This is a genomic window from Gimesia alba, from assembly GCF_007744675.1.
GTDB classification, from domain to species: Bacteria; Planctomycetota; Planctomycetia; order Planctomycetales; family Planctomycetaceae; genus Gimesia; species Gimesia alba.
Map to the genome: position 1 here is coordinate 582,554 of NZ_CP036269.1, position 21,798 is coordinate 604,351.

The window sequence follows — 21,798 nt, forward strand, 5'->3', positions numbered from 1 at the left end:
TAATTACAACGACCACACTGTAGAATAGATAGCGTGATGTGTAAATTATCAATCGTGGGCAGAAGGTTGTTTTTTGGGAGATCCGGATGGTACCCGAGTTTTTAATCCAGGTTGCGACACAAGTTAAAGAGGCGCTCACACTACGGGGCCAAAGGCTGGTGATTGCCGAGAGCTGTACCGGAGGCCTGGTTGCGACCTCATTCACAAGCTTGCCCGGAATTTCGGAGTACTTTTGCGGTTCCGCAGTGGTTTACCGCTGGGATACTAAAATGAAATGGCTGGGGGTGAAACCGGAGACACTCGAAAAATATACGGATGTGAGCGTTGAGACAGCCCGCGAGATGGCGCTGGGAGTTTTGAAACAGACTCCGGAAGCGTCACTGGCTGCATCAATTACGGGGCATCTGGGCCCCGATGCACCCCAGCAGCAGGACGGAATGATTTGTATCGCAGTTGCAGTTCGAACTGCGTCGGGTCTGGACAGTTCGCCGGAATTATTTGCTGTGGAAACCTTTCAATGTGACAGGCTGATGGAAGAAGTGCCACTCGATTTTCAGCCCAGCGTAGATTTTACACTTCGTCAATACAGGCAGCTTACCGCCGCCCGTCAGATGTTGAAGCTGATTTTGGCTGCTTTAGAATCATAAAGCGTAGACTTTGATAGAAGCGTTTCAATGAGCCGGCGGTAGATTCCGGATAATCGTTAAACTTTGACTTTTCGGAAAACGCCGCCTTGTTTTTTTACGCGGTACAATCAGTTCTTCCGGCACGATCTTCGTTATGAGCACGATATTCTGTAGTTCCCTTTGCATCAGCACAACGTGAATAACCGAACTATTCATTAAGCCGTGAGTGGTCGTTCAAAGCATTTCATTTGACATGATCCATGTAAATGGAATGACATCCGGTAGAGTGATCTAGTCGGACGAGAATTGAACTGGCTCTCAGATGTTTCCAGGGAATCGTATTCACGAAACGGCTAAAGCAAACTAATCGCTCTCGACGTGTCTTTTTCGAGGATTTCATAATGAAGCGCTGCAGTATTTGGGCCGCAGTTCTTTCAGCGTCTGTCGCTGTACCGTTCGCTGGTTGTTCACACATGCCCACAGCCATGCTCCCCTCATCCACCCGACAAAAAGTCCTGGATAGCAAAATGGTTGCTGCGCAGGATCTGGAAAATAAAAAAGAATTGGAGAAGGCGAAAAAAGCCTACGAAACAATTCATAAAGCAGATCCGAAACGCGCCTTTGCCTGTCACAGGCTGGCTATTGTCAGTTATCGACTGGGTGACCGTGAAGAAGCGTTGGGGTATTTCAAAAAAGCCCAGGAACTGACTCCTGAAAATCCAGAACTGTTGAGTGACTATGGTTATGCACTCTATAAAATGAAAAAGTATCAGCAGGCGGAAGAGATTTTGCGTGAGTCGGTTGATCTTGATCCGAAGAGTGAGCGTGCGGTAACGCGTCTGGCAACCGTGCTTGGCATTCAGGGAAAAATGTCAGAAAGCTATACACAGCTCTGTAAGATCAGCACGCCTGCAGAAGCGCATGAAATTGTCGCACATTTGCATTCACAGCGTGGAGAAAAACAACAAGCGTTGAAGCAATATCAGAAGGCTCTGGCGAGCAGCAAAATGGCTGTCGGTGGAGATTTAAAGAAAGGTTCCAAAGCCTTTCAGCAGAATGAGCAATTGTTGAAGCGTGTCGAGCAGAACATCGCCCAGCTTTCGACAGATCCGGCTTTAAAAGCAGCTCAAACAGACATGAAGATGGTCAATCATTCTCAATCTCAGCAGAGAAAGCAGAAGCTGAGTACGGCAGGAATGGAGAAAGACTTCTTTCGAAAAGTCACGGAAAAATCGGTGGCTCAGTCTGATCAGAAAAAGCAGCTTCCACAGCCGAAGATCGAAGTTGCTGATACAAAGGATTCTCCGTTCCGCGTGATTCAGGACAACCTTGTCAAAAAGAATGCCGGAAAGGAAATCGAAAACCCATTTTTAACAGATCCGGCTTTGGCTGAATCGGCGTTTGAAAAACCGCAGGCGGAAGTGGCTCAGACACAGGAAGTCAAACCACAAACGAAAAGAGAAACAGTCGACTTTGAAAAGCTACTGGCCAAAACGGAAGCCCGTTCTGAAGCAAAACAAGAAGTGGCATTCAGAAAACTGACCGATGATGACCTGAATCGGCTGGAGCAAACTGTCGCGAGAGAGAAAAAGACAGTCGAAGTTGCTCGTGAACAGCAGGTCGCCCGGGTTGAGTCAAAACCTGTTCAGAAGCAAGAGAAAAAGAAACGTTCTGCCTATGAACTGATGCGTGAATTACAGAACGAGTTGATTGCTGATTTCACACCTCCGGAAGCAGAATTGCCCAGCGAGCAGCCCACGTTCCAACTGGTTGAACAGTCGGTCCCAGAAGTTCAACAGGAAAATCCGTTCGAAAAACAATATCAGCATTCGAATCAGGTCGCGGCCGTTGAATCGCCGTTTGAAGGACGTGCTGTAACTCGGATTGGTAAGTGGAATCCGATTGATCCCGAGATGAAAACAACGACGATCAGTCCTGTGTCTCGCCAGGTCGAAGTGCAGCCTGTTGTGCAGAGCAAACCATCTCTCGTGCAGAACGCGGTTGTGAGTCAACCAAAACTGGAAGTCACTCAGCCGATGACAGCTGTTGGCATGTGTCCGGATGCGAAAGGTGAAGTACGAAGACTGGTCGCGCAGCTCGATTCGATTGAAGTACCGATGCTGAAGCAGGCCATTCAACGTCTGGGATCAATGGAAGGGGAAGCGGTTGCTGCTGTCCCCGCACTGCGATCACTGTCGCTGCATGAGAATATGGGAGTACGGATTCAGTCTGCATTTTCCTTGTGGAAAATCGAAGGGAACACCGATGATTCCGTTCCCACATTGATTGATGCCATGAATTCTTCTGTGGAAAGCGATCGTTCCTTTGCTGCAGCGGTCCTGGCTCAGATTGGATTCCAATCTCAGGAGTTGACGCCGATTCTGGTTCGATCTCTGTCGGATAATAATGAGTATGTTCGTCTGCATACCGCGGAATTACTGGCTCGGAACTCTGATTGGAAATACCAGGCTAATAAAACACTGGCAGATTGTCTGCTGTCCAAGGATGTGAATATCCGTTGGTTAGCCAGTTACAGTCTGGCTGATCTTAAGCCGGAAGATGATCGGGTGATTGCAGCGTTATCCATTGCTCTGCAGGATAAAGCCAGCCAGGTTCGTGCGGGAGCCGCCTATGCTTTGGGAGAAATCGGGCCTTATGCTCACAAGTCGATTCCCGAACTCCAGAAGGCTCGATTTGATACGAACTCGGAAGTCAGAACTGCTGCGAAGAATGCCTTAAGCCGCGTTCGTCGAGTCAGTCCGCCTTCGGCCAACTAAAAGTTTAGACCCAAAAAAATGAAACGGCTCTAAGCCGGCGTTCATGCCGCTTAGAGCCGTTTTGATTTAAACTGGCAGGCAGAAACTTAAAAGCGGTTTTGATACGGGAAGGGTTGTGTGTTGACCGTCTGGTATTGACTGCTGGTCTGATCGGGGGCTGCAGAGGCTACTTGTTGGGGCGAGTTGGTTTGGGTGTCGTTGGTCAGATGACGTTCCAGCCGTCCTTCCAGCGCCTCTCCTTTTTGCTCCAGGATTTGCTTTCTTCGCTTCCGTTCTCTCGTGGAAGCCAGGGCACCTAGTCCAAAATAAGAAACCAGACCAAACACGCCCATCATCAGAAAGGTGCTGTCTGCGGGCAGTGTAGAAAGCTCTCCCGTTGCCATTCCGAGTATGAAGATACTGATAATCAGTATCGAAGTATGACTCAGTAAAGGTCGTGTGCCTGTTTCTGTTGACGCTCTTTTTCTAGAATGTGCCATAAGAGATCTCAGTCCCGGGATGATTCGAGGTGGGGAATCGATACAAAGTGGGCATAGACAACTAGCCCTGTTCCCTTGAGAGATATGGATCTGCTCACCTAAACTTAGTTCGCGACTCTCTGCAGGTCAAAAAAAAGTCAGTAATTCGTCTCGTTTTTATTGAAGTACCATTGAAAGTGCGCTGTTTTTCGGCGAGTTTTGGTGCTACAGCCAGAACGAGCGTTAAAATCGCTATTCCGATAGCATCTGTTTCAGGAGTAAAGAACGTCTGTGAAAATTGCCTTGGCACAACTGAATCCAACAGTAGGAGATCTCTCTGGAAATTGTCAGCGAATACGGGAAGTGATACAGCAGGCAGAACAAGCGGGCGCTGATCTGGTCCTCTTTTCAGAACTGGTCGTTTGTGGTTATCCTCCCAAAGATATTCTATTGCGGGAAGGGTTTGTCGAAGCCTGTGACCGGGCCGTCGAACGACTGGCGCGCGAGATCAAATCGGAGATTGGTGTCATCCTGGGGCATCCTACCGGACGGGACCTGCCACCAGGCCGGATCGCCAACGCGGCGAGTTTACTGCATCAGGGTCAGGTGGTGTCTCGCGTTCATAAATTGCTGCTTCCGAATTATGACGTGTTTGATGAACAGCGTTATTTTCGTCATGCCGATTTGAGTCGCATCAAGCCGATCGAGTTTCAGGGACTCAAACTGGGATTGCATATTTGTGAAGATGCCTGGTGGGGGCAGCCGGATACATTTTATCACAATCAGCCGCTGGAGTTACCCGATCCGGTGAAGATCCTGGCAGGCGCCGGTTCAGATTTATTAATCAATATTTCTGCAAGTCCGTTTGAAATTGATAAACGAGAGCGCCGCCATCAAATTGTGCAGACACACGTTGATCGATATGCGATTCCCTATCTGTTTGTGAATCAAGTCGGTGGCAACGATGACCTGGTATTTGACGGCCACAGTTTTGTGACCGATGGGAAAAATCAGATCGTGCTGCAGATGCCTGGGTTTCAAGAAGGCCTGCAAATGTATGATACAGAGTCGCCTCAGGAAGCGGTCTCACTTGAAATCGAAACGAGTTCCCGCGAGGAACAATTATTTCAGGCGCTTGTCCTCGGCTTGCGGGATTACATGCAGAAGTGCGGCTTCACTGACTGTGTACTGGGCTTATCGGGGGGAATCGACAGCGCCCTGGCATGTGCGATCGCTGCTGAGGCGATCGCTCCCGAACGCGTGCATGCACTGTTACTGCCCAGCCGCTATAGTAGCGAGCATAGCGTGGCTGATTCATTGGAACTGGTGAAGAATCTGGGGTTGGACTATGAAATCATTCCCATCGATGAAGTACATCGGGCTTTTGAAAATCTGCCTGTGATCGGAGACGATTTAAAGATCGAGCCGGCAGGACTGGCCGACCAGAATCTGCAGGCTCGGATTCGTGGGGCGAATGTCATGGTCCGCAGCAACCAACATGGCTGGATGGCCCTGGCGACCGGTAATAAGAGCGAACTGGCGGTAGGTTACTGCACTCTATATGGCGATATGGCAGGCGGCTTTGCCGTGCTGAGTGATGTTTTCAAACGCGATGTCTATCGAGTTGCTCAGTATGTAAACCAAAGAGCGGGACGCACGCTGATTCCCGAGCACATTCTGAAAAAAGCACCCAGTGCGGAATTAGCGCCGAATCAACTCGACCAGGACTCATTGCCCGAATATGATTTACTGGACGCGATTCTAAAAGGCTTGATTGAAGACGAGCTTTCCGTTAAGAGCCTGGCCAAAGAATATCCCATTGAAACGGTTCGCTGGGTTGCCAATAAACTGGATCGAAATGAATTTAAACGACGTCAGATGCCGCCGGGGATTAAACTTTCCAACCGCGCTTTTGGGTCGGGACGCCGAATGCCGATGGCAGCTCGATTTCAATGGGAACTGGATTAATTGCTGTCATGGCATATCACTCAAATTGAGTCACGCAGTGGGATGAATCGATGAAGAGCCACACGTTAAATGCAGTTTGTTTTCTGTTTCTTGTTATTAGTTTGCAGAACGGGCATGCAGAAGCCCCACCGCGACTGCCTCACGTCAAGCCGGAAGCCGTCGGCATGGATCCGGGGCGACTGGCATTGATTGACTTTGTGGTTCAACGTGGCCTGGAACGGAATTCGATGCCCGGAGCCGTCGTGCTGGTAGGCTATCAGGGCAAGGTTGTGTTTCTCAAAGCCTTTGGCGATCGTCAGCTGCTACCTGAAAAAATCGCAATGACCACCGACACGGTGTTTGATATGGCTTCGTTGACAAAGCCGGTCGCGACTGCGACGAGCGTGATGCAGCTGGTGGAGCAGGGCAAGATTAAACTCAGCGATCCCGTTTCGAAGTACATCCCGGAATTTGCTGCGAACGGCAAACAGGATGTGACCGTTTATCAGTTATTGACCCATCAGGGAGGCCTGATTCCCGATAACTCAATGAAGGATTATCAGGATGGCCCCGAGAAAGCGATGGAGCGGATTTATGCGCTCAAGTTGTATTACGAGCCGGGAACCCGTTTTGCTTATACCGACGTCGGTTTCATCTTGCTGGCAGAGATTGTGAAACGGGTGACGGGGCAGACGGTTCATGAATATTCGAGCAAGCATATCTTTCAACCTCTGGGAATGAAAGAGACTGGTTATCTGCCCGGACCGGAGTTGCAGAAACGGGCGGCGACAACCCAGCAACGTAAAAAACGCTGGATGCAAGGCGAAGTACATGATCCGCGGGCCTACGCATTAGGTGGGGTTGCCGGGCATGCAGGGTTATTCTCGACTGCGGAAGATCTGGCCGTTTATGCACAGGCGTTGCTCAAACAGGGCACTTATGAGGGAGCTCAGATTTTAAAACCGGAGACCGTGGACATCATGACCCGCGGTTATCCTGTAGTGGATGTGATCCGTGGTTTGGGATGGGATAAATTGTCGCGTTATTCTTCCAATCGAGGCGATTTCTTTTCACGTCATGCGTTTGGGCATGGCGGTTTCACAGGGACGTCCATGTGGATTGATCCTGCGCAGGACCTGTTTGTGATTTTTCTCAGCAATCGAGTTCACCCGGACGGAAAAGGTTCGGTCAATTCGCTGGCAGGCCGCATCGGAACGATCGCGGCCGCGGCGATCGATCAACGTACGCAGTCGCGAACGGGGAAAGCTGCTGTTTCAAGCGACAGTTTAGAAGTACTGTCCGGCATTGATGTTTTGCGGCAGCAGCAGTTTCAAGCATTGAAAGGCTTACGGATTGGATTGATTACCAATCACACCGGTTTAAGCCGCGATGGAAAGAGCACAGTGCAACTTCTGCAAGAGGCGCCCGGCGTTCAATTGAAAACCTTATTCAGTCCCGAGCATGGTTTCGCCGGTAAACTGGACGTGTCGAAAATCGGTGATTCCACTGATCAGAAAACCGGCTTGAAAATCTTCAGCCTTTATGGAAAAACGCGCACGCCTACGCCAGAGAGCTTGCAGGAACTGGATGCACTGGTGTTCGATATTCAGGATATCGGCACACGGTTTTATACCTATATTTCCACAATGGGAAATGCGATGCAGGCAGCTAAAAAGCAGGGCATCAAATTCATTGTGCTCGATCGTCCGAACCCGATTAACGGTGTCGATTTTGCCGGGCCTGTCCTTGATGAAGGATCTCAGTCGTTTGTGGGCTATCATCGCATTCCCGTTCGCCATGGTATGACAGCCGGAGAATTGGCACGGATGTTTAACGAGGAGTTGAAGCTCAATGTGGAGTTGCAGGTAGTTCCCCTCAAGAACTGGAAACGGCACATGTATTACGACGAGACCGGTCTGACCTGGGTGAATCCCTCTCCCAACATGCGGAACTTGAATGAAGCGGTTCTTTATCCCGGCATCGGCCTCCTGGAAACAACCAATCTCTCGGTGGGGCGGGGAACGGATACTCCCTTTGAATGGATTGGTGCTCCCTGGCTGGATGGGATGAAACTGGCGCGGCAGTTAAATCGGTCTGGTTTACCCGGAGTACGTTTTGTGCCCGTTCAATTTACACCGGAGTCCAGTAAGTTTGCGGGAGAGTTATGTGGCGGGGTGAATTTCATTATCACCGATCGGCGGCAGTTTCAATCGGTGCGTACGGGGCTGGAAGTGGCCCATCAATTACGATTGTTGTTTCCTGATCAGTGGGAGACAAAACGTTTTAACCGTTTGCTGGCAAATCAGCGTGTGTTTGATGCTGTCGTTGCTGGTAAATCTGTATTTGCAATCCAAGCTTTGTATCAACAGGAACTGGCGGAATTTGCGATCAGGCGCGCAAAGTTTTTATTGTATTGAATGACTTGCCGTTTGGCAGAGTAGAATGTGGCTTACCATTCACTTGTATCATAAATGACTTCTTTCGGCCCGATGATTTGAGTGTCATAATCTTCGACCAGGGCCTCGTCTTTGTTGGGATAATTGAGGTGATTCAGCACGTATCGCAGGCAGTTCAGGCGAGCGCGTTTTTTGTCATCTGATCGAATCACCGTCCAGGGACAGGCTTTGGTATCGGTGGCCATGAACATGGCATTCTGAGCCTTGGTGTATTCGTCCCAGAGGCTGAGCCCTTGAATATCAATCGGACTCAGTTTCCATTGTTTTAATTGATCGGTCTCGCGAGCTTTGAATCGGCGGAACTGTTCTTCACGGCTGACTGAGAACCAGAGCTTAAACAGGTGAATCCCGGAATTGATCAGCATGTTTTCAAACTGCGGCGCTTCGCGGAGAAATGTATGGTGTTCGGTAGGGCGGCAAAAACCCATCACCGGTTCCACCACGCCTCGGTTATACCAGGAGCGGTCGAAGAAGACGATTTCCCCTTTGGTGGGCAAATGCTGAATGTAGCGCTGAAAGTACCATTGGCCCCGTTCGGTTTCTGTCGGTTTGGGTAACGCGACGATCCGCGCATCGCGCGGATTCAAGTGTTCCATAAAGCGTTTGATGGTACCTCCCTTACCGGCCGCGTCACGTCCTTCAAACAGGATCACGATTCGTTCTCGATTTAACTTTACCCATTTTTGCAGCTTCAAGAGTTCGATCTGTAACGGTTTGATTTCCCGTTCATATTTCTTCCGATCCATTTTCATTCGGTAGGGATAGGATTCACAGAGAACATATCCTTTCTCCGCTGATTTCACTTTCTGCTGAATTTCCTCCGGCACAATATCCTTGGGAAGTTTCAGGTGATAGGTGACTGGCAAGAGAGCGGGGTCTTGTGATTTTTTTCCGGACTGGGAACCCATGTGTGATCCTGTTTCTGTGCGAAATCGAGTTGAAAAATGGTTCGCGGAATCGTGCGAATGGACTCCTATTATGAAGTTCCGATGAGAAAAGAGAAACCGGGGCCTGCTCAAGGCAAAAGAAGATCGGGTGAATCAACGAAGGGTAGTGCTTGTAAGTGTAATGAATGAAATAAGTTAGGTTTTCTTGTTTTGAGTGGTGCTTTTAGTGCAAGTAAGTTGCGGACAGGAGCCTGACTCAGAGGCAAAATTCCTCTTGCAGCAAAACCGGCTTTTTTTTAGTCTTCTGCTCTCTTCTCTCAATTCTCAATCCATTTTCAAACAATCATTCTCCGAATCATCGCTGGTCAATTCACATTTTGTGAAGGCGATCATTGTTCGTAAATATTATTATCACAGGAAAGTTAAGCCGATATGTGGAGATCATTTCTCGTCATTGGCATGTTTGCAGTCGCGCATGTTGTGGGAATTCCTACCTGCATGGCACAGGAATTTCGGATTCGCACCACCGTTTATCATCATCAAACGGATGTGGATCCGACGATTGTTTCCCGTAGCGTCTCGATTTTTCACGCAGAAAAAGTCTACGACCATGTGGATGGTTTGGGAGAAGTTACCATCTTCGATCCAGTACAGAAACGCTTAATCATTCTCAATGAATCTCGCATGATCAAAGCGGTGATCAACTTTGATGAAATTAAGAACCTGCTGAATGTGGCGCGGCATCAGACCCAGGAATATATCCACGATCGAATCAAAAAACAGAAATCGTCGGGTAAAGAAATCGCTGAACAATTGAAATTTCAACTCGACCCGGTTTTTGATGTCGAGTTTGATGATTCCAGAAACCAACTGACTCTGGACAGTAAGCTGATCAACTATCGCGTGCAGTGTGTTGCCCCCGATCAGAAGGCATCAGTTGAAACGTATCTACGGTTTGCAGACTGGATGGCCCGATTGAATTATGTGTTGCATCCCTACACATTACCCCCTGGCTCGCGGATTTCCCTGAATCAGGAACTTCGCTCGCGCGATCTGATTCCCATTGAAGTGGAATTACAGACCCGGCTCGAAGAGAAACTGCATTTAAGGGCAGAGCACAAAATCCATTGGAAACTGGACAGTAAAGATCGTGGACTCATTCATCACTGGGAAACTCTGCGCAAGAACAAAGACGTAAATACGATCACCGTTCAGGAGTATCTGCGCAATCAGTTTGCCAATTTGCGAAAATAATATCTCGCGAATTGAATTCTCTGTCCAGTCATGGCAGGACTTCAGCCTATTTGCCGATGACTGGAATCGTGGCCGGTGGTTCGTACCATTCGATTTTCTGTTCCAGTAGTTTGGAAAGTGCGGCCAGGTTTTGATTGAGATAATCAATCAACGCCTGGTCTTTATGGGGCTTCCAGTCGTACTGTAACAGTTCGCGATAGGCTTCTTCTGGTGTCTTCTTTTGAACCAGCATTCGATATGCGGCGACAACGCCGCCAGTCCGTTGAGCGCCTGCAGCACAGTGTACGAGAACGGGTTTGCCAGCTTTTTCACAACGCATGATTTCAGCGACGGCCTCGGCATAGTCTTCTACATCGCCGGTGCCGTCTCCAATCAGATGTAAGACCTGATGGTCAATTTTCAGTTTCCGGGCCGTTTCCACTTCGGTCTTGAGATAAGGCTTGTTCAAGTCACTTCCGTTTAAGGCGATGACTTTTTCGATTTTATTTTCACGGAGCATCGGCTCAATCAGGTAGCTGGAAACCTGACCGCTACGATAGATTTTGCCCGGTTCGACCACACCCCAGCGTTTGGCGACCAGTCGATCCTCCAGAAATTCCTCCCAGATCAGGACGCCGGCGGCAATCATCAAGCAGACGGCGAGTGAGATTTTGAGGAATTTCTTATTCTTGGTCGGCGCGGCAGCCGATTCGACGACAGATTCCGGATCAGGAGTATTCATATTCAACCTCAGTGGTCTGGTATCAGATACAAGCTTTACTTCGGAAACCAATGTTCCGGAGGGCAGGCATTGTAATGAAACTTGTCAAACCATGAACAGAGGAAAATGAGCCTGGAATCAGCCGGTTTAAGCTGCTTCAAAAGGGCTGGCGTTAGCACTCGGGAAATATTTGCACATCAGAATCCCGAGTACATACAGCAGAATCAAGGGGATCATCATCAGGAGCATACTCATGGGATCGGCGGGGGTCATCAGCATAGAGATAATCGAAATAATCAAAATCGCCATCCGACTTTTTTCTTTGTAGTCTTTCACCGTAAATATGGAAATGCGTTCCAGGAATAACATAATTAGTGGTAACTGAAAGCTGAGCCCAAACATCAGCGGCAATGTGATCGCGAAGCTGATCCATTCCGAGAGCCGGATCTGGGGATTCACGCCGAGTAGTTTGTTAAAGCCCAGCAGGAAGTTGAGCACAAACGGGAACACGGCGTAAAAACAGAATAGAGCTCCTCCCAGGAACAGAAAGATACTGATGGGGAGATAGACATAGACATATTTTCGTTCGTGCGGGTAGAGCCCGGCCGCCACAAATTGCCAGATCTGATAGATGACCCAGGGACTGGCAAATACCAGGCCTGCAACGAAGGAGACTTTCAGATAAATCGTGGTAAATGCTTCCTGCACTGCCAGAGTGACCGGCTCTGACATTTTATCTTCCAGATTATCAATCCGGCGCTGATAATCCAGCAGGATTTTTTGCAGAGCTTTGGTTTCCGCTGTCTGTTCTGGTTGTTTTTCGAGGCTGGCGATCAGTTCAGCGACCGTCTTTTGCTCTTTCTTTTCTGAATCTTCTTCAGTCACAGGATCCAGATTGTATTCTTTGAGAGCCGCATCAATGGGAGCACGGACAACGGCGACAATTTTATGGCCAATAAATAAAGCGCCTACCACACAGATGGCAAGGCCGATCAACGCTTTCCACAAGTGAATGCGAAGGGCTTCGAGGTGATCCCCGAAACTCATGGTGGATTCATCAAATAGATCGTGGGAATGTGGTTTCATGGAACTTTATCATTCTGGAGAGACCAATTTCAAACAGCATCACCACGGATTGCGCTATACAAGATGAGCGACAACGACATCGAGTGGATGAGTGGGGCACTGTTCAGAACAAATGGAACACTGTCAATTGGCTCCCGATGATATCACGTCGTTGCAGGAGAGTGAATCAGGAGTACCCACTCCATTTGCCCGCTGGGATGAGCAGGAGGGAAGAGCGGTGAAAACTTTCTCTATTGTAAACAACCAGACAGGGCTGTCAACCAGAGGCTTTCTGCTGACACAGAATTCGGGGATTAAGGAGCCGCTTCGCCTACAGGAACTTCAGCAGGTGCATTGGCGGCTGGAGGCTTCTCTTTATCGTTTAGGAGTCCATGATGATCCATTCCCAGAACTAAAATGTTCCCAGCAATCAAGGATAGGGTCCATGTGAGCATTACCGAGCCCATTTCCTTGTCTTTCTCAGCGTAAACCCATCCTTTTCCATAAGCATATAGTGAGATAAAAAAGCCAAGTACGCATTGTCCGACCCCGTCTGCCTGCTTTATCTTTACAAGTGTTGTCCCAAAACAACCCAAGTTCGTTAAGCCAAATATACCAATAAAAACATATAGAAGCATTTCTGGTAGCATGGGAATGAGGAAGTAGAGCCCGGTTCCTACACCTGAGCCTGCGAGCACTCCAATTGTCGCCAGTTTCCAGCGGGCTGTAGCGGGACCTGTTTGTGCTCTCTCTGCCTTAGAAACATACTTCGTTTCTTGAGTTTTGGTAATCAGGCCCAGGTCTGGTTTGCTGTGTAATGCCAATAAACCATTCACGCGTGCATTATAGATCATGGCCGGAGCATAGAAAAGACAGGCAAGAAACCAGAGAATGGAAGGGACGATCAAAACCTTCGGTTTCAGTTCAGCGGGAGTTTTGCCCACCATGGGTCCTGGCTGGAAGTCTTTCACTTTATTTTCATCAGCCCACTCTTTTGCAGAATTATCCGCGGCAATTGTCGAGTTATAGCGGACGTTCGAGAAAAATTTATTCAGGTCGTTACCATAAGCAGCACCGATACCTGCCAGGCAGCCAATGGCAGGCAGGTTCGTGATCAGAAATACAAAACACCAGAAGATCGCGGGTTTGAACAGTACCAGAAATACTTTTCCCAGTTTATGTGGCATCCAGCCGGGAGTGGTATCCACCATCGTCATGTGCGGTATTGCGAGAGGGAACATGAGGAAGGTGGGAATAAAGCCGACGGCGATCAGGATCGCACCGACGGGTGTGGAACCGTTCGAGATATAATAGTAACCCAGTGAACCGAAGATGGCTTGCGCAGGCAGGCTGAACAGGATGGTCCAGAAAATAAATTTAATACCCAGGGCGGAACATAAGAAGAAGTCGAAGTTGATCCGTTTCAGTTTATCTTTTTTCTGTAATGCAAAGCGGACCACTTCGGTCTGGATGAACCAGATCCAACCCGGGATTGCCATGATCGACACAAAGGCGATAAATCCCCAGAATGCGCGTGGCGGCGTGCGATGGCACCAGAACATCATAAAGATGGAGCTGAAAAACAGGCAACTGGCGATCACAGAGTAGATGGCCGTTTTTATCGCCAGCCCTTTGTGATTCCCTAGAAAACGATACGCATCTCCCCATGCTTTTGAGTAGAACTCTTCAACGGCAGGGCCTTTACGTTTTCGTTTTCGACGCGTCGCTTCACTCATGCGCCCTGTGCTGAGGTCGACTCCACAATTGGCGCACTCGATATCTTCTTCATCGACATCATATCCACAACGGGGACAGATTTTCGATTCTTTGTCCTCGATTTTATCGATGTCAAAACTAGCTAAAAAGTCATCGGTATCAGCAGAGTCACTGGAAGAACGGCGTTTCTTTTTGGGTTGGCCTGAAGGAACTTTGACCGGGGCACTGCATGCTTTACAACGAACCCGTTTGCCTGCCGCTTCATCTTTGACGGAAAATGAAGCATTACATTCTTTACAGCGAACCTTAATGGGCATGAATGACCTTTGAGATGTCTTTGGGAAATCGCTCGAATTCTTTGAGAGTCGATCAACCTCGGAACAGATCATCTGGCTCCGGATCAGGATGTGGAAGGTATGATTCGACCTCGCTCGTTTCTTAATTATCAACAGACAGGGGGGCAATTCGCAAGTGGACAATACCTGAAATTCATGTCGTCCCCCTCTTTATCTTCCTGAGACCAATATAGTTAATTCAGAAGGGGGTTGTGTTGCTTGACCTGTAACAGGCGCTGAAATTCGTGTAATCGGGCAGACGCTGTTTGTGCGTCGGCTGTCTGATCACAGAGTGAAAAATAGTGAATCGAGCGCGAAAGGCAGCGTGTTGCACGTTGAAAACGTCCCAATGCCCAGAAGATTTCGGCAAGATGAGTCAGGTCCTGTCCCATCGCAGGCAGATTTGTCGTCTGTTTATGCAGCAGATAGGCTTTCCATAGATAAGTGATGGCGCGCGTGTGGTTCCCCTGCAAACCATGAAGGATTCCCAGATTTCCCCAGTCTGCCGCCTGGGCATCGGGGCTGCCATAAAGAATCTCTCGAGTCAGAGAAATGTTCAGTAGTTGTTCCGCCAATTGGTAATCCTGCTGGAGAATCGCATCATTGGCGCGGCCTGTCAGATCGCAGGCTGCATCATCAGAGAGTTGATCAACTTCCTGTTCCAGTGTGAGGTGATTTGCCGATCGCAGGTCACCCCAGGAGATGGAATATTGCTGGAACTGAGCTGCCAGCTCAAAGTAACCTAATTTGCGATAAGCAATCGCAAGGTTATGGCAGACGACTGACCGTAATTGGTTTTCCTGTTGTTGATGTGCATAATCCAGCACGATCGAAAGTGGTTCAATTGCCTCTGATGCATAACCAGTTTCTATTAGAAACTGGCCCAGGTGCAGGCAGCGCTCCCATTCCGCCGCTTCTATTTCCGGAGAGTAGAACAAGGCCCGGGCCTCAGTTCTTTTGCCTTGTAAAACCAACTCATGCGCCCATCGAACTCGATGTGTCAGGGTTGGAATCTCGTTTGATGGGGAGGGGGAACAATTTGGCTCAGACACGTCAAACTCCTCTCGTAGTCTTATCTCAATCATTTGAAGACGAATACATTGAGAGAGAGTGTGTAGAGCTGACAGAAGGAGAATCGAGGGAGAGAAGCCCTCTGCCCTGAACGAGAGTTTCAGGGAGGTGTTTCGTGTGTCGATATTACCTATTTTAACAGTTGTGTCAATTATAAATATTCAGATTTTCAATAAGTTTTGAAAAGGGAGAGCCTATCGGGGGCCAATAGGGTGATCTCAACACTCGATTTCAACCTGCTGCCAATATGGCAGCAGAATTGAAGTCCCGTCAGACTGTCCGGCAGGAAACGACATGGCTTCGAATCAGAGGGTTTGAAGTTAAATGTAAATTGTGATTGAAGTTATGAATTATTATCGAAATAGGCACGGCGTTCGCACCTAGGGAGAGCACGCTGAGGTCTCTGTATGTGATCTCAGTAGCAGTAGCGTTGTTGTGGAATGGCTTTGGGCCACCACAGATTATAAATACATTCGATGTGAAGACATTTGAGTCAGAAATCAAAGAAAATCTAGGAGATCCCAATGGCGAAGAAGGCTGCCAAGGCAAGTAAAGGCGCCCGGATTGTCCCTCTTGGTGACAAAGTCGTTCTGAAAAGAGAAGTCGCAGAATCAACCACCGCCGGTGGAATTGTTCTGCCAGACAGTGCACAGGACAAGCCACAGCGTGGCGAAGTTGTTGCCGTCGGAGATGGACATGTCAAATCAGATGGAACAAAGCTTCCATTGACCGTTAAAGAAGGGGATCGTGTAATTTTCAGTCCCTACGGCGGGGACGAAATTAAAATTGGCGGAGAAGAATATCTGTTGCTCCGCGAAAGTGACATTTTGGCAACTTATTAAGCTGTCAAATTCTGTATTTAGCAGTAATCGCCCCTGTTTCAGGTGGGCTGGTTACTCTTCCTTTCAAATTTCATACTGAGTACATGGAGATATAGTGAAATGGCAAAGATGATTGCCTTCGATCAGGAAGCTCAGGAAGCAATGCGACGTGGTATCAGCAAGTTGGCGAAAGCCGTTCGCGTGACGCTGGGCCCTAAAGGTCGTAATGTTATTCTGGAAAAGAGCTTTGGCTCCCCCACTGTTACTAAAGACGGTGTTTCTGTTGCCCGCGAAATCGAACTGTCTGACAAGTTTGAAGACATGGGGGCCCGCATGGTTCGCGAAGTGGCCAGCAAAACATCTGATATTGCCGGAGATGGAACCACGACTGCCACAATTATGGCAGAAGCAATCTACAACGAAGGTTTGAAGTCGGTTGTTGCCGGCGTCAGTCCGATCGCAATGAAGCGTGGTATGGACAAAGCGGTCGATGACATTGTGGGAAAACTCCAGAAAATGTCGATCGAGTGCAAAAATAAGAAAGCGATTTCTCAGGTTGGTAAAGTCGCCTCCAATGGCGATGAAGAAATCGGAAAAATTCTGGCAGACGCCATGGAACAGGTTGGCAAAGATGGTGTGATTACCGTTGAAGAAGGCCAGAGCCTGCAGACCAGTTTTGAAGTCGTCGAAGGGATGCAGTTTGACCGCGGTTACCTTTCGCCTTACTTCGTGACCGATCCTCAAAGCATGTCTTGTGATCTGGAAGATGCTTATGTATTGGTTCATGAAAAGAAGATTTCCAACATCAAGGACCTGGTTCCTGTTCTGGAAAAAGTTGTCAACGCCGGCAAGCCGCTGTTGATTATCGCAGAAGACATCGAAGGGGAAGCCCTGTCGACTCTCGTGATCAACAAACTGCGTGGTACGTTCCGCTGCTGTGCCGTGAAAGCACCCGGCTATGGTGATCGTCGTAAAGCGATGCTGCAGGACATTGCCATCATGGTTGGCGGTCAGGCAATTTTCGAAGATCTGGGAATTCAGCTGGAAAATCTGCAGCTTTCTGATCTTGGTACTGCCAAGAAAATTTCTGTCGATAAAGACAACGCCACAATCATTGAAGGTGGTGGAAAGCCTGGGGAAATTAAATCCCGTATCGAACAGATTCGCCGCGAACTGGAAAATTCGACCAGCGATTACGATAAAGAAAAGCTGGAAGAACGAATCGCAAAACTTTCCGGCGGTGTTGCACAAATTAACGTTGGTGCCGCAACTGAAAGTGAAATGAAAGAAAAGAAAGCCCGCGTTGAAGATGCTCTGCACGCTGTTCGTGCTGCTGTGGCAGAAGGTATTCTTCCCGGTGGTGGTGTGGCATTGCTTCGCTGTTCTGCAGCCTGCAAACCGACCGGTCTTTCTCAGGAAGAAAAAGTGGGTTACGAAATTATCCTGCGTGCTTGCCGTGCTCCGCTGACTTCCATCGCCAACAATGCCGGCGATGATGGCAGCGTCGTCTGCGAAAAGGTCTCTGAACTTGATGGCAGCATGGGTTACAATGCTGCCACTTCGAAGTACGAAGACCTGGTCAAGACCGGTATCATCGATCCGACTCGGGTGACACGCTCTGCTCTGCAGAATTCTGCCAGTGTTTCAACATTGCTGCTGACCAGCGATGCTTTGATCGCTGAAAAGGGTAAGGACGATCATGACGACGACCTGCACTAAGGTCACATGTCGTCCGTTTTCTAATAGATTGAAACGCACCCGGCGGGTTTCCTGTCGGGTGCGTTTCGTTTTACCCTGACCCTGGCTTGCATCTCAGTGACAGATGTGCCGTTCAGACTTTCATTCTCGAGCGGAATCGCTCTGGATTGGCTTTAATAAACCGGGCGAGGGACTAGAATGTTAGAAGGTGCGCATTGCGGACAGGCACTGATAATAGTAACATTTGCATCATTCGCAGATTCCATCAAATAGAATCTTTACTCCTTCAATTCCAGAAGATTGGTAGAATTTCGTGGCAAGAGAAAAAGTAGTTTTGGCTTACAGTGGCGGCCTGGATACTTCCGTGGCTGTTAAGTGGATCAATGAAAAATATGACATGGACGTGATCACTTATACCTGTGATCTCGGCCAGGGTCGCGATGTGGATGGAATCAAAGAAAAAGCGATCAAAACCGGTGCTGTGGAAGCAGTCATCGAAGATACAAAAAACATGTTTGTTGATTTCTTCGTCTGGCCTTCGCTGATGGCGGGGACCATGTATGAAGGCAAGTATCCACTGGCGACCGCACTTGGACGGCCGCTGATTGCACACCGTATGGTCGAAGTCGCCAAGGAACATGGTGCGACGGCTGTAGCCCATGGTTGTACGGGAAAAGGGAACGACCAGGTCCGGTTTGATGTTTCCTTTCAAACCCTGGCACCACAGTTGAAAATCATTGCTCCCGTGCGTGAATGGAAATGGACGCGAACGGAAGAACTGCAGTACGCGAAAGAGCATGGCATTGAAGTCGAAGCGACGAAAGAGAGCATCTTCAGTATCGATCAGAATCTGTGGGGGCGTTCTGTGGAAGCCGGGATTTTGGAAGATCCCTGGGTGGCACCTCCCAAAGAAGCTTACAAATGGACGGTGGCGCCAGAAGAGGCTCCTGATCAGCCTGTAGAAGTGACGATTGAATTCGAACAGGGACGTCCGATTGCCGTTGATGGCAAGGAGATGGATGGCGCTGATCTGATTCTGCACTTGAACAAAATTGGCGGAGAAAATGGCGTCGGTCGGATCGACCATGTTGAAAACCGTCTGGTAGGGATCAAGAGCCGCGAAATTTATGAAGCTCCGGCTGCTGTGATTCTGCATAACGCACATCGTGAACTGGAATACCTGACGCTCAGCAGGCAGGCACTACGGTTCAAAACGTTTATCAGTCAGACCTGTAGCGACATCATTTATGACGGTCTCTGGTATAGCTCTTTCCATCAGGACTTAATGGGATTTGTTGAAAAGAACCAGCGATTTGTCTCGGGTACGGTGCGTGTTTCTCTGTATAAAGGAAACCACACAGTCACCGGTTTGAAGAGTGAGCATAGTCTCTATAGCCCGGAACTGGCCACGTATGAGGAAGGCGATCAGTTTCCTCATGAGACGGCACTGGGATTCATCCGGATTCATGGACTGGCACAACAGACTCAGGCACGTCAACAGTTATTGAAAGGGGAGCCCAGTTCAAAGCCAACTCGGATTATGCCTCCCAGTCAATCTGACAAATCCTGATACAGGAAACTTTACCTTTGAATTAATGCGGTCGCATGATGGATCAAACGACACAGAAAGGACGGACGTTTGCAATCGGTGATATTCACGGTTGCGATGTTGCGTTGGGAACGATTCTGTATCATCTCGAGTTGACTCGGGATGATACCTTTATCTGTCTGGGTGATGCCGTTGATCGCGGTCCCGGTACGAAGCATGTCATTGAGATTCTGCTCGATCTGAAGGCGACCTGCAAATTAGTGATGATCAAAGGTAATCACGAAGAGATGATGCTGGACGGTATGAACGGCGGTCATTGGGAGTCAACGTGGTTGCAGCATGGCGGCAAGGAAGCCCTCGATTCCTACGGCGGCCGTTACGATCTGGTTCCTGAAGAGCATCGTATTTTTATGGCGACGGCTCTGGATTACTATCAGACCGAGACAGATATTTTTGTGCATGCGACGGCTGTACCCGGCGTGCCTTTGGAAGATCTGACTCCTCAGGAACTGCGTTGGGACCGTCTCAAAGGTGACGAAGAGCCGGACCCGTCCGGACGACGTATCATTTGCGGGCATACGGCGCAGAAATCTGGGAAGCCGCTGGTGTTCGATGGTTGGGTCTGTCTCGATACCGCCGCCTATCGCGGGAATTATTTAACCGCGATTGATGTACACACCAACGAACTTTTCCAGGCCAAGCAGAGCGGGAAATATCGTGATGGCAGAACGCTGAAACGCTACCAGATGAAGTAGGATAACGCTGTAGCGGTTCTGCTTGTCTACCGGTTTTTAATCGGCCAGATGCATGACCACCATCTTTTCTTCGCTCATTTCCTGAATCGCATATTTAGGACCTTCTTTGCCGGTTCCGCTATGCTTTAAACCGCCGTAAGGCATCGCGTCGGCTCGCCACTGACTGGACCAGTTGATGTGGATGTTTCCACTGTCAACTTGCCGGGCGAATTTCATGGCCCGGTCAATGTCCTGGGTAAAGATGCCGGCAGAAAGTCCGTAGGTCGTATCGTTGGCCATGGCGATGGCTTCGTTGACATCGTTGAAGTAGGAGAGTGCGACGGCAGGTCCAAAAATTTCATCTTTGACGACCAGCATGTCCGGCTTGGTTTCATCCAGAATCGTCGGGGCAAAAATGGCACCCTGTCGCTGTCCGCCACAGACTAAACGGGCTCCCTGGCTGACGGCTTCATTAACCCATTCTTCGACACGGGTCGCATCTGATTCACGAACCATCGGGCCGATTTTGGTCGAATCTTCCAGCTGATTGCCGGTGGTCAGATTCTCGACTTTGGACTTCAGCAGATCGACAAAATCTGATTTGACCGCTGAAGACGTCAAAATGCGTTGTGCGGAAATACAAACCTGACCGGCATTCGCATATCCAGCCATCGTAATTGCAGTCGTCGCTTTGTCGAGATCGGCATCATCCATTATGACAACCGGGCTGTTGCTGCCCAGTTCCATCGTCACCCGTTTCATACCGGCCATTTCGCAGATTTTGGTTCCCACTTCATAGCTGCCAGTGAAACTGATTTTTCGAATCCTGGTATCGGTGCAGATGGCGCGTCCGATTTCTCCTCCCGGCCCTGTGACGCAGGCAATCGCTTCCGGAGGCAGGCCGGCTTCGAGCAGAATCTCCGTGAGTTTCAAAGCTGAGAGTGGCGTATCACTGGCGGGCTTAATCAAAATCGCATTTCCAGCGGCAATCGCGGGACCCACTTTGTGACAGACCAGGTTCAGAGGGAAGTTGAACGGTGTAATCGCGGCCACAATACCACAGGGGACGCGGAGCGTGAAACCAACTTTATTATTTCCCCCGGCATTTCCTTCCAGGGGAATCATTTCACCGGTCATGCGGCGGGCTTCTTCACCTGACAGTCGAATCACTTCGGCGCTGCGACTGGTTTCGACCTGACTCTCTGCCAGAACCTTGCCGACTTCCAGACTGATCGTGCGGGCAAATTCGTCTTGATGCTGGAGCAGCAGATCAGCTGCTTTTTGCAAAATCAGACTGCGATCATAGGGAGTCATGGCTTTCATGATGCGGGCGCCCTGCTCCAGCACTGTGACCGCCTTTGCGATGTCTTCACCACTCCCCTTGGGAACAGTGTCTATGATCGATTGATCGAATGAGTTGGTGACGTTGATGGTCTGTTTGGTATCCTGCCATTGGCCAGCACAAAACATTTTCATATTGATTTAAACCTTGTGGGAAATACGTTGCCGACTGAGAACGAAAAAGCAAACAATTTCAGGATAGACGTGCGCAGGGAATCTGACAACCCAGTGAAAGATTCGATTTTGATTTTGGGGCAGTATTAGTGACTTAAAGGATTTGAAAACAGCAGGTTAAGGCGACATTTTGCTGGCCGAGATTGCCCTTGGCATAGTTGGCACGATTTGCTAAAAAGCACCACACTT

Annotated in this window: 16 protein-coding genes; 9 read left to right on the forward strand and 7 right to left on the reverse strand. The window is 49.1% G+C overall.

Annotated elements, in window-relative coordinates; translation table 11 throughout:
- Nucleotides 1-86: 86 nt before the first annotated feature.
- Together Pan241w_RS02205 and Pan241w_RS02210 are read left to right on the forward strand one after the other, a co-directional pair.
- Entirely contained in the window at nt 87-647 is a 561-nt protein-coding gene (locus Pan241w_RS02205; RefSeq protein ID WP_145210299.1) for a CinA family protein, read from the forward strand.
- 452 nt (nt 648-1,099) lie between these two features.
- Nucleotides 1,100-3,403, forward strand: coding sequence for a HEAT repeat domain-containing protein (locus tag Pan241w_RS02210; protein ID WP_198000279.1), 2,304 nt, complete (start codon nt 1,100-1,102; stop codon nt 3,401-3,403).
- Between the two features lie 86 nt (nt 3,404-3,489).
- On the opposite strand, the gene Pan241w_RS02215 is transcribed toward Pan241w_RS02210, so the two are convergent.
- Nucleotides 3,490-3,882: a hypothetical protein gene (locus tag Pan241w_RS02215; RefSeq protein ID WP_145210306.1), complete on the reverse strand. Its 393-nt coding sequence runs from the start codon at nt 3,880-3,882 to the stop codon at nt 3,490-3,492.
- Between the two features lie 270 nt (nt 3,883-4,152).
- Here Pan241w_RS02215 and Pan241w_RS02220 point away from each other — a divergent pair, with 270 nt between their 5' ends.
- Nucleotides 4,153-5,829, forward strand: a complete 1,677-nt coding sequence (locus Pan241w_RS02220) for an NAD+ synthase (RefSeq protein WP_145210310.1) — start codon at nt 4,153-4,155, stop codon at nt 5,827-5,829.
- Between the two features lie 50 nt (nt 5,830-5,879).
- Nucleotides 5,880-8,225, forward strand: coding sequence for an exo-beta-N-acetylmuramidase NamZ domain-containing protein (locus Pan241w_RS02225; RefSeq protein ID WP_145210313.1), 2,346 nt, complete (start codon nt 5,880-5,882; stop codon nt 8,223-8,225).
- A 32-nt stretch (nt 8,226-8,257) separates the two neighbouring features.
- Here Pan241w_RS02225 and ppk2 read toward each other — a convergent pair whose 3' ends face one another.
- Nucleotides 8,258-9,172: a polyphosphate kinase 2 gene (gene ppk2, locus Pan241w_RS02230; RefSeq protein WP_145210316.1), complete on the reverse strand. Its 915-nt coding sequence runs from the start codon at nt 9,170-9,172 to the stop codon at nt 8,258-8,260.
- Nucleotides 9,173-9,583: 411 nt separating this feature from the next.
- Between ppk2 and Pan241w_RS02235 the strand changes: the two genes are divergently transcribed.
- Entirely contained in the window at nt 9,584-10,405 is an 822-nt protein-coding gene (locus tag Pan241w_RS02235; protein ID WP_145210319.1) for a hypothetical protein, read from the forward strand.
- Nucleotides 10,406-10,451: 46 nt separating this feature from the next.
- Here Pan241w_RS02235 and Pan241w_RS02240 read toward each other — a convergent pair whose 3' ends face one another.
- From Pan241w_RS02240 to Pan241w_RS02255, 4 genes are all read right to left on the reverse strand, one after another.
- Nucleotides 10,452-11,126: a dual specificity protein phosphatase family protein gene (locus tag Pan241w_RS02240; protein WP_145210322.1), complete on the reverse strand. Its 675-nt coding sequence runs from the start codon at nt 11,124-11,126 to the stop codon at nt 10,452-10,454.
- Between the two features lie 126 nt (nt 11,127-11,252).
- The gene (tatC, locus tag Pan241w_RS02245) at nt 11,253-12,191 is read right to left on the reverse strand and encodes a twin-arginine translocase subunit TatC (RefSeq protein ID WP_145210325.1); all 939 of its coding nucleotides are present in this window, start codon (nt 12,189-12,191) and stop codon (nt 11,253-11,255) included.
- Nucleotides 12,192-12,484: 293 nt separating this feature from the next.
- Complete coding sequence (locus tag Pan241w_RS02250; protein WP_145210328.1) at nt 12,485-14,203, reverse strand: hypothetical protein; 1,719 nt, start codon at nt 14,201-14,203, stop codon at nt 12,485-12,487.
- Nucleotides 14,204-14,415: 212 nt separating this feature from the next.
- Nucleotides 14,416-15,273 (reverse strand): hypothetical protein, encoded by an 858-nt coding sequence (locus tag Pan241w_RS02255; RefSeq protein ID WP_145210331.1) that lies wholly within the window; start codon nt 15,271-15,273, stop codon nt 14,416-14,418.
- A 543-nt stretch (nt 15,274-15,816) separates the two neighbouring features.
- On the opposite strand from Pan241w_RS02255, the gene groES reads away from it, so the two are divergent.
- From groES to Pan241w_RS02275, 4 genes are all read left to right on the forward strand, one after another.
- Complete coding sequence (groES, locus tag Pan241w_RS02260; protein ID WP_002647314.1) at nt 15,817-16,134, forward strand: co-chaperone GroES; 318 nt, start codon at nt 15,817-15,819, stop codon at nt 16,132-16,134.
- A 99-nt stretch (nt 16,135-16,233) separates the two neighbouring features.
- Nucleotides 16,234-17,832 carry a chaperonin GroEL gene (gene groL, locus Pan241w_RS02265; protein WP_145210334.1) on the forward strand — a complete coding sequence of 533 codons (1,599 nt, stop codon included), beginning with the start codon at nt 16,234-16,236 and terminating at the stop codon, nt 17,830-17,832.
- Nucleotides 17,833-18,124: 292 nt separating this feature from the next.
- Nucleotides 18,125-19,381: an argininosuccinate synthase gene (locus Pan241w_RS02270; protein WP_145210337.1), complete on the forward strand. Its 1,257-nt coding sequence runs from the start codon at nt 18,125-18,127 to the stop codon at nt 19,379-19,381.
- 35 nt (nt 19,382-19,416) lie between these two features.
- On the forward strand, nt 19,417-20,115 hold the full coding sequence (locus tag Pan241w_RS02275) for a metallophosphoesterase family protein (RefSeq protein ID WP_145210340.1): 699 nt from the start codon (nt 19,417-19,419) through the stop codon (nt 20,113-20,115).
- 36 nt (nt 20,116-20,151) lie between these two features.
- Here Pan241w_RS02275 and Pan241w_RS02280 read toward each other — a convergent pair whose 3' ends face one another.
- The gene (locus Pan241w_RS02280; protein WP_145210343.1) at nt 20,152-21,570 is read right to left on the reverse strand and encodes an aldehyde dehydrogenase family protein; all 1,419 of its coding nucleotides are present in this window, start codon (nt 21,568-21,570) and stop codon (nt 20,152-20,154) included.
- Between the last annotated feature and the right edge of the window lie 228 nt (nt 21,571-21,798).

Bases quoted from the DNA above. Each gene is read 5' to 3' on its own strand.
- Pan241w_RS02205 (WP_145210299.1), top strand. From the start codon at position 87: ATGGTACCCGAGTTTTTAATCCAGGTTGCGACACAAGTTAAAGAGGCG.
- Pan241w_RS02210 (WP_198000279.1), top strand. From the start codon at position 1,100: ATGCCCACAGCCATGCTCCCCTCATCCACCCGACAAAAAGTCCTGGAT.
- Pan241w_RS02215 (WP_145210306.1), bottom strand. From the start codon at position 3,882: ATGGCACATTCTAGAAAAAGAGCGTCAACAGAAACAGGCACACGACCT.
- Pan241w_RS02225 (WP_145210313.1), top strand. From the start codon at position 5,880: ATGAAGAGCCACACGTTAAATGCAGTTTGTTTTCTGTTTCTTGTTATT.
- ppk2 (WP_145210316.1), bottom strand. From the start codon at position 9,172: ATGGGTTCCCAGTCCGGAAAAAAATCACAAGACCCCGCTCTCTTGCCA.
- Pan241w_RS02235 (WP_145210319.1), top strand. From the start codon at position 9,584: ATGTGGAGATCATTTCTCGTCATTGGCATGTTTGCAGTCGCGCATGTT.
- Pan241w_RS02240 (WP_145210322.1), bottom strand. From the start codon at position 11,126: ATGAATACTCCTGATCCGGAATCTGTCGTCGAATCGGCTGCCGCGCCG.
- tatC (WP_145210325.1), bottom strand. From the start codon at position 12,191: ATGAAACCACATTCCCACGATCTATTTGATGAATCCACCATGAGTTTC.
- Pan241w_RS02250 (WP_145210328.1), bottom strand. From the start codon at position 14,203: ATGCCCATTAAGGTTCGCTGTAAAGAATGTAATGCTTCATTTTCCGTC.
- groES (WP_002647314.1), top strand. From the start codon at position 15,817: ATGGCGAAGAAGGCTGCCAAGGCAAGTAAAGGCGCCCGGATTGTCCCT.
- groL (WP_145210334.1), top strand. From the start codon at position 16,234: ATGGCAAAGATGATTGCCTTCGATCAGGAAGCTCAGGAAGCAATGCGA.
- Pan241w_RS02275 (WP_145210340.1), top strand. From the start codon at position 19,417: ATGATGGATCAAACGACACAGAAAGGACGGACGTTTGCAATCGGTGAT.
- Pan241w_RS02280 (WP_145210343.1), bottom strand. From the start codon at position 21,570: ATGAAAATGTTTTGTGCTGGCCAATGGCAGGATACCAAACAGACCATC.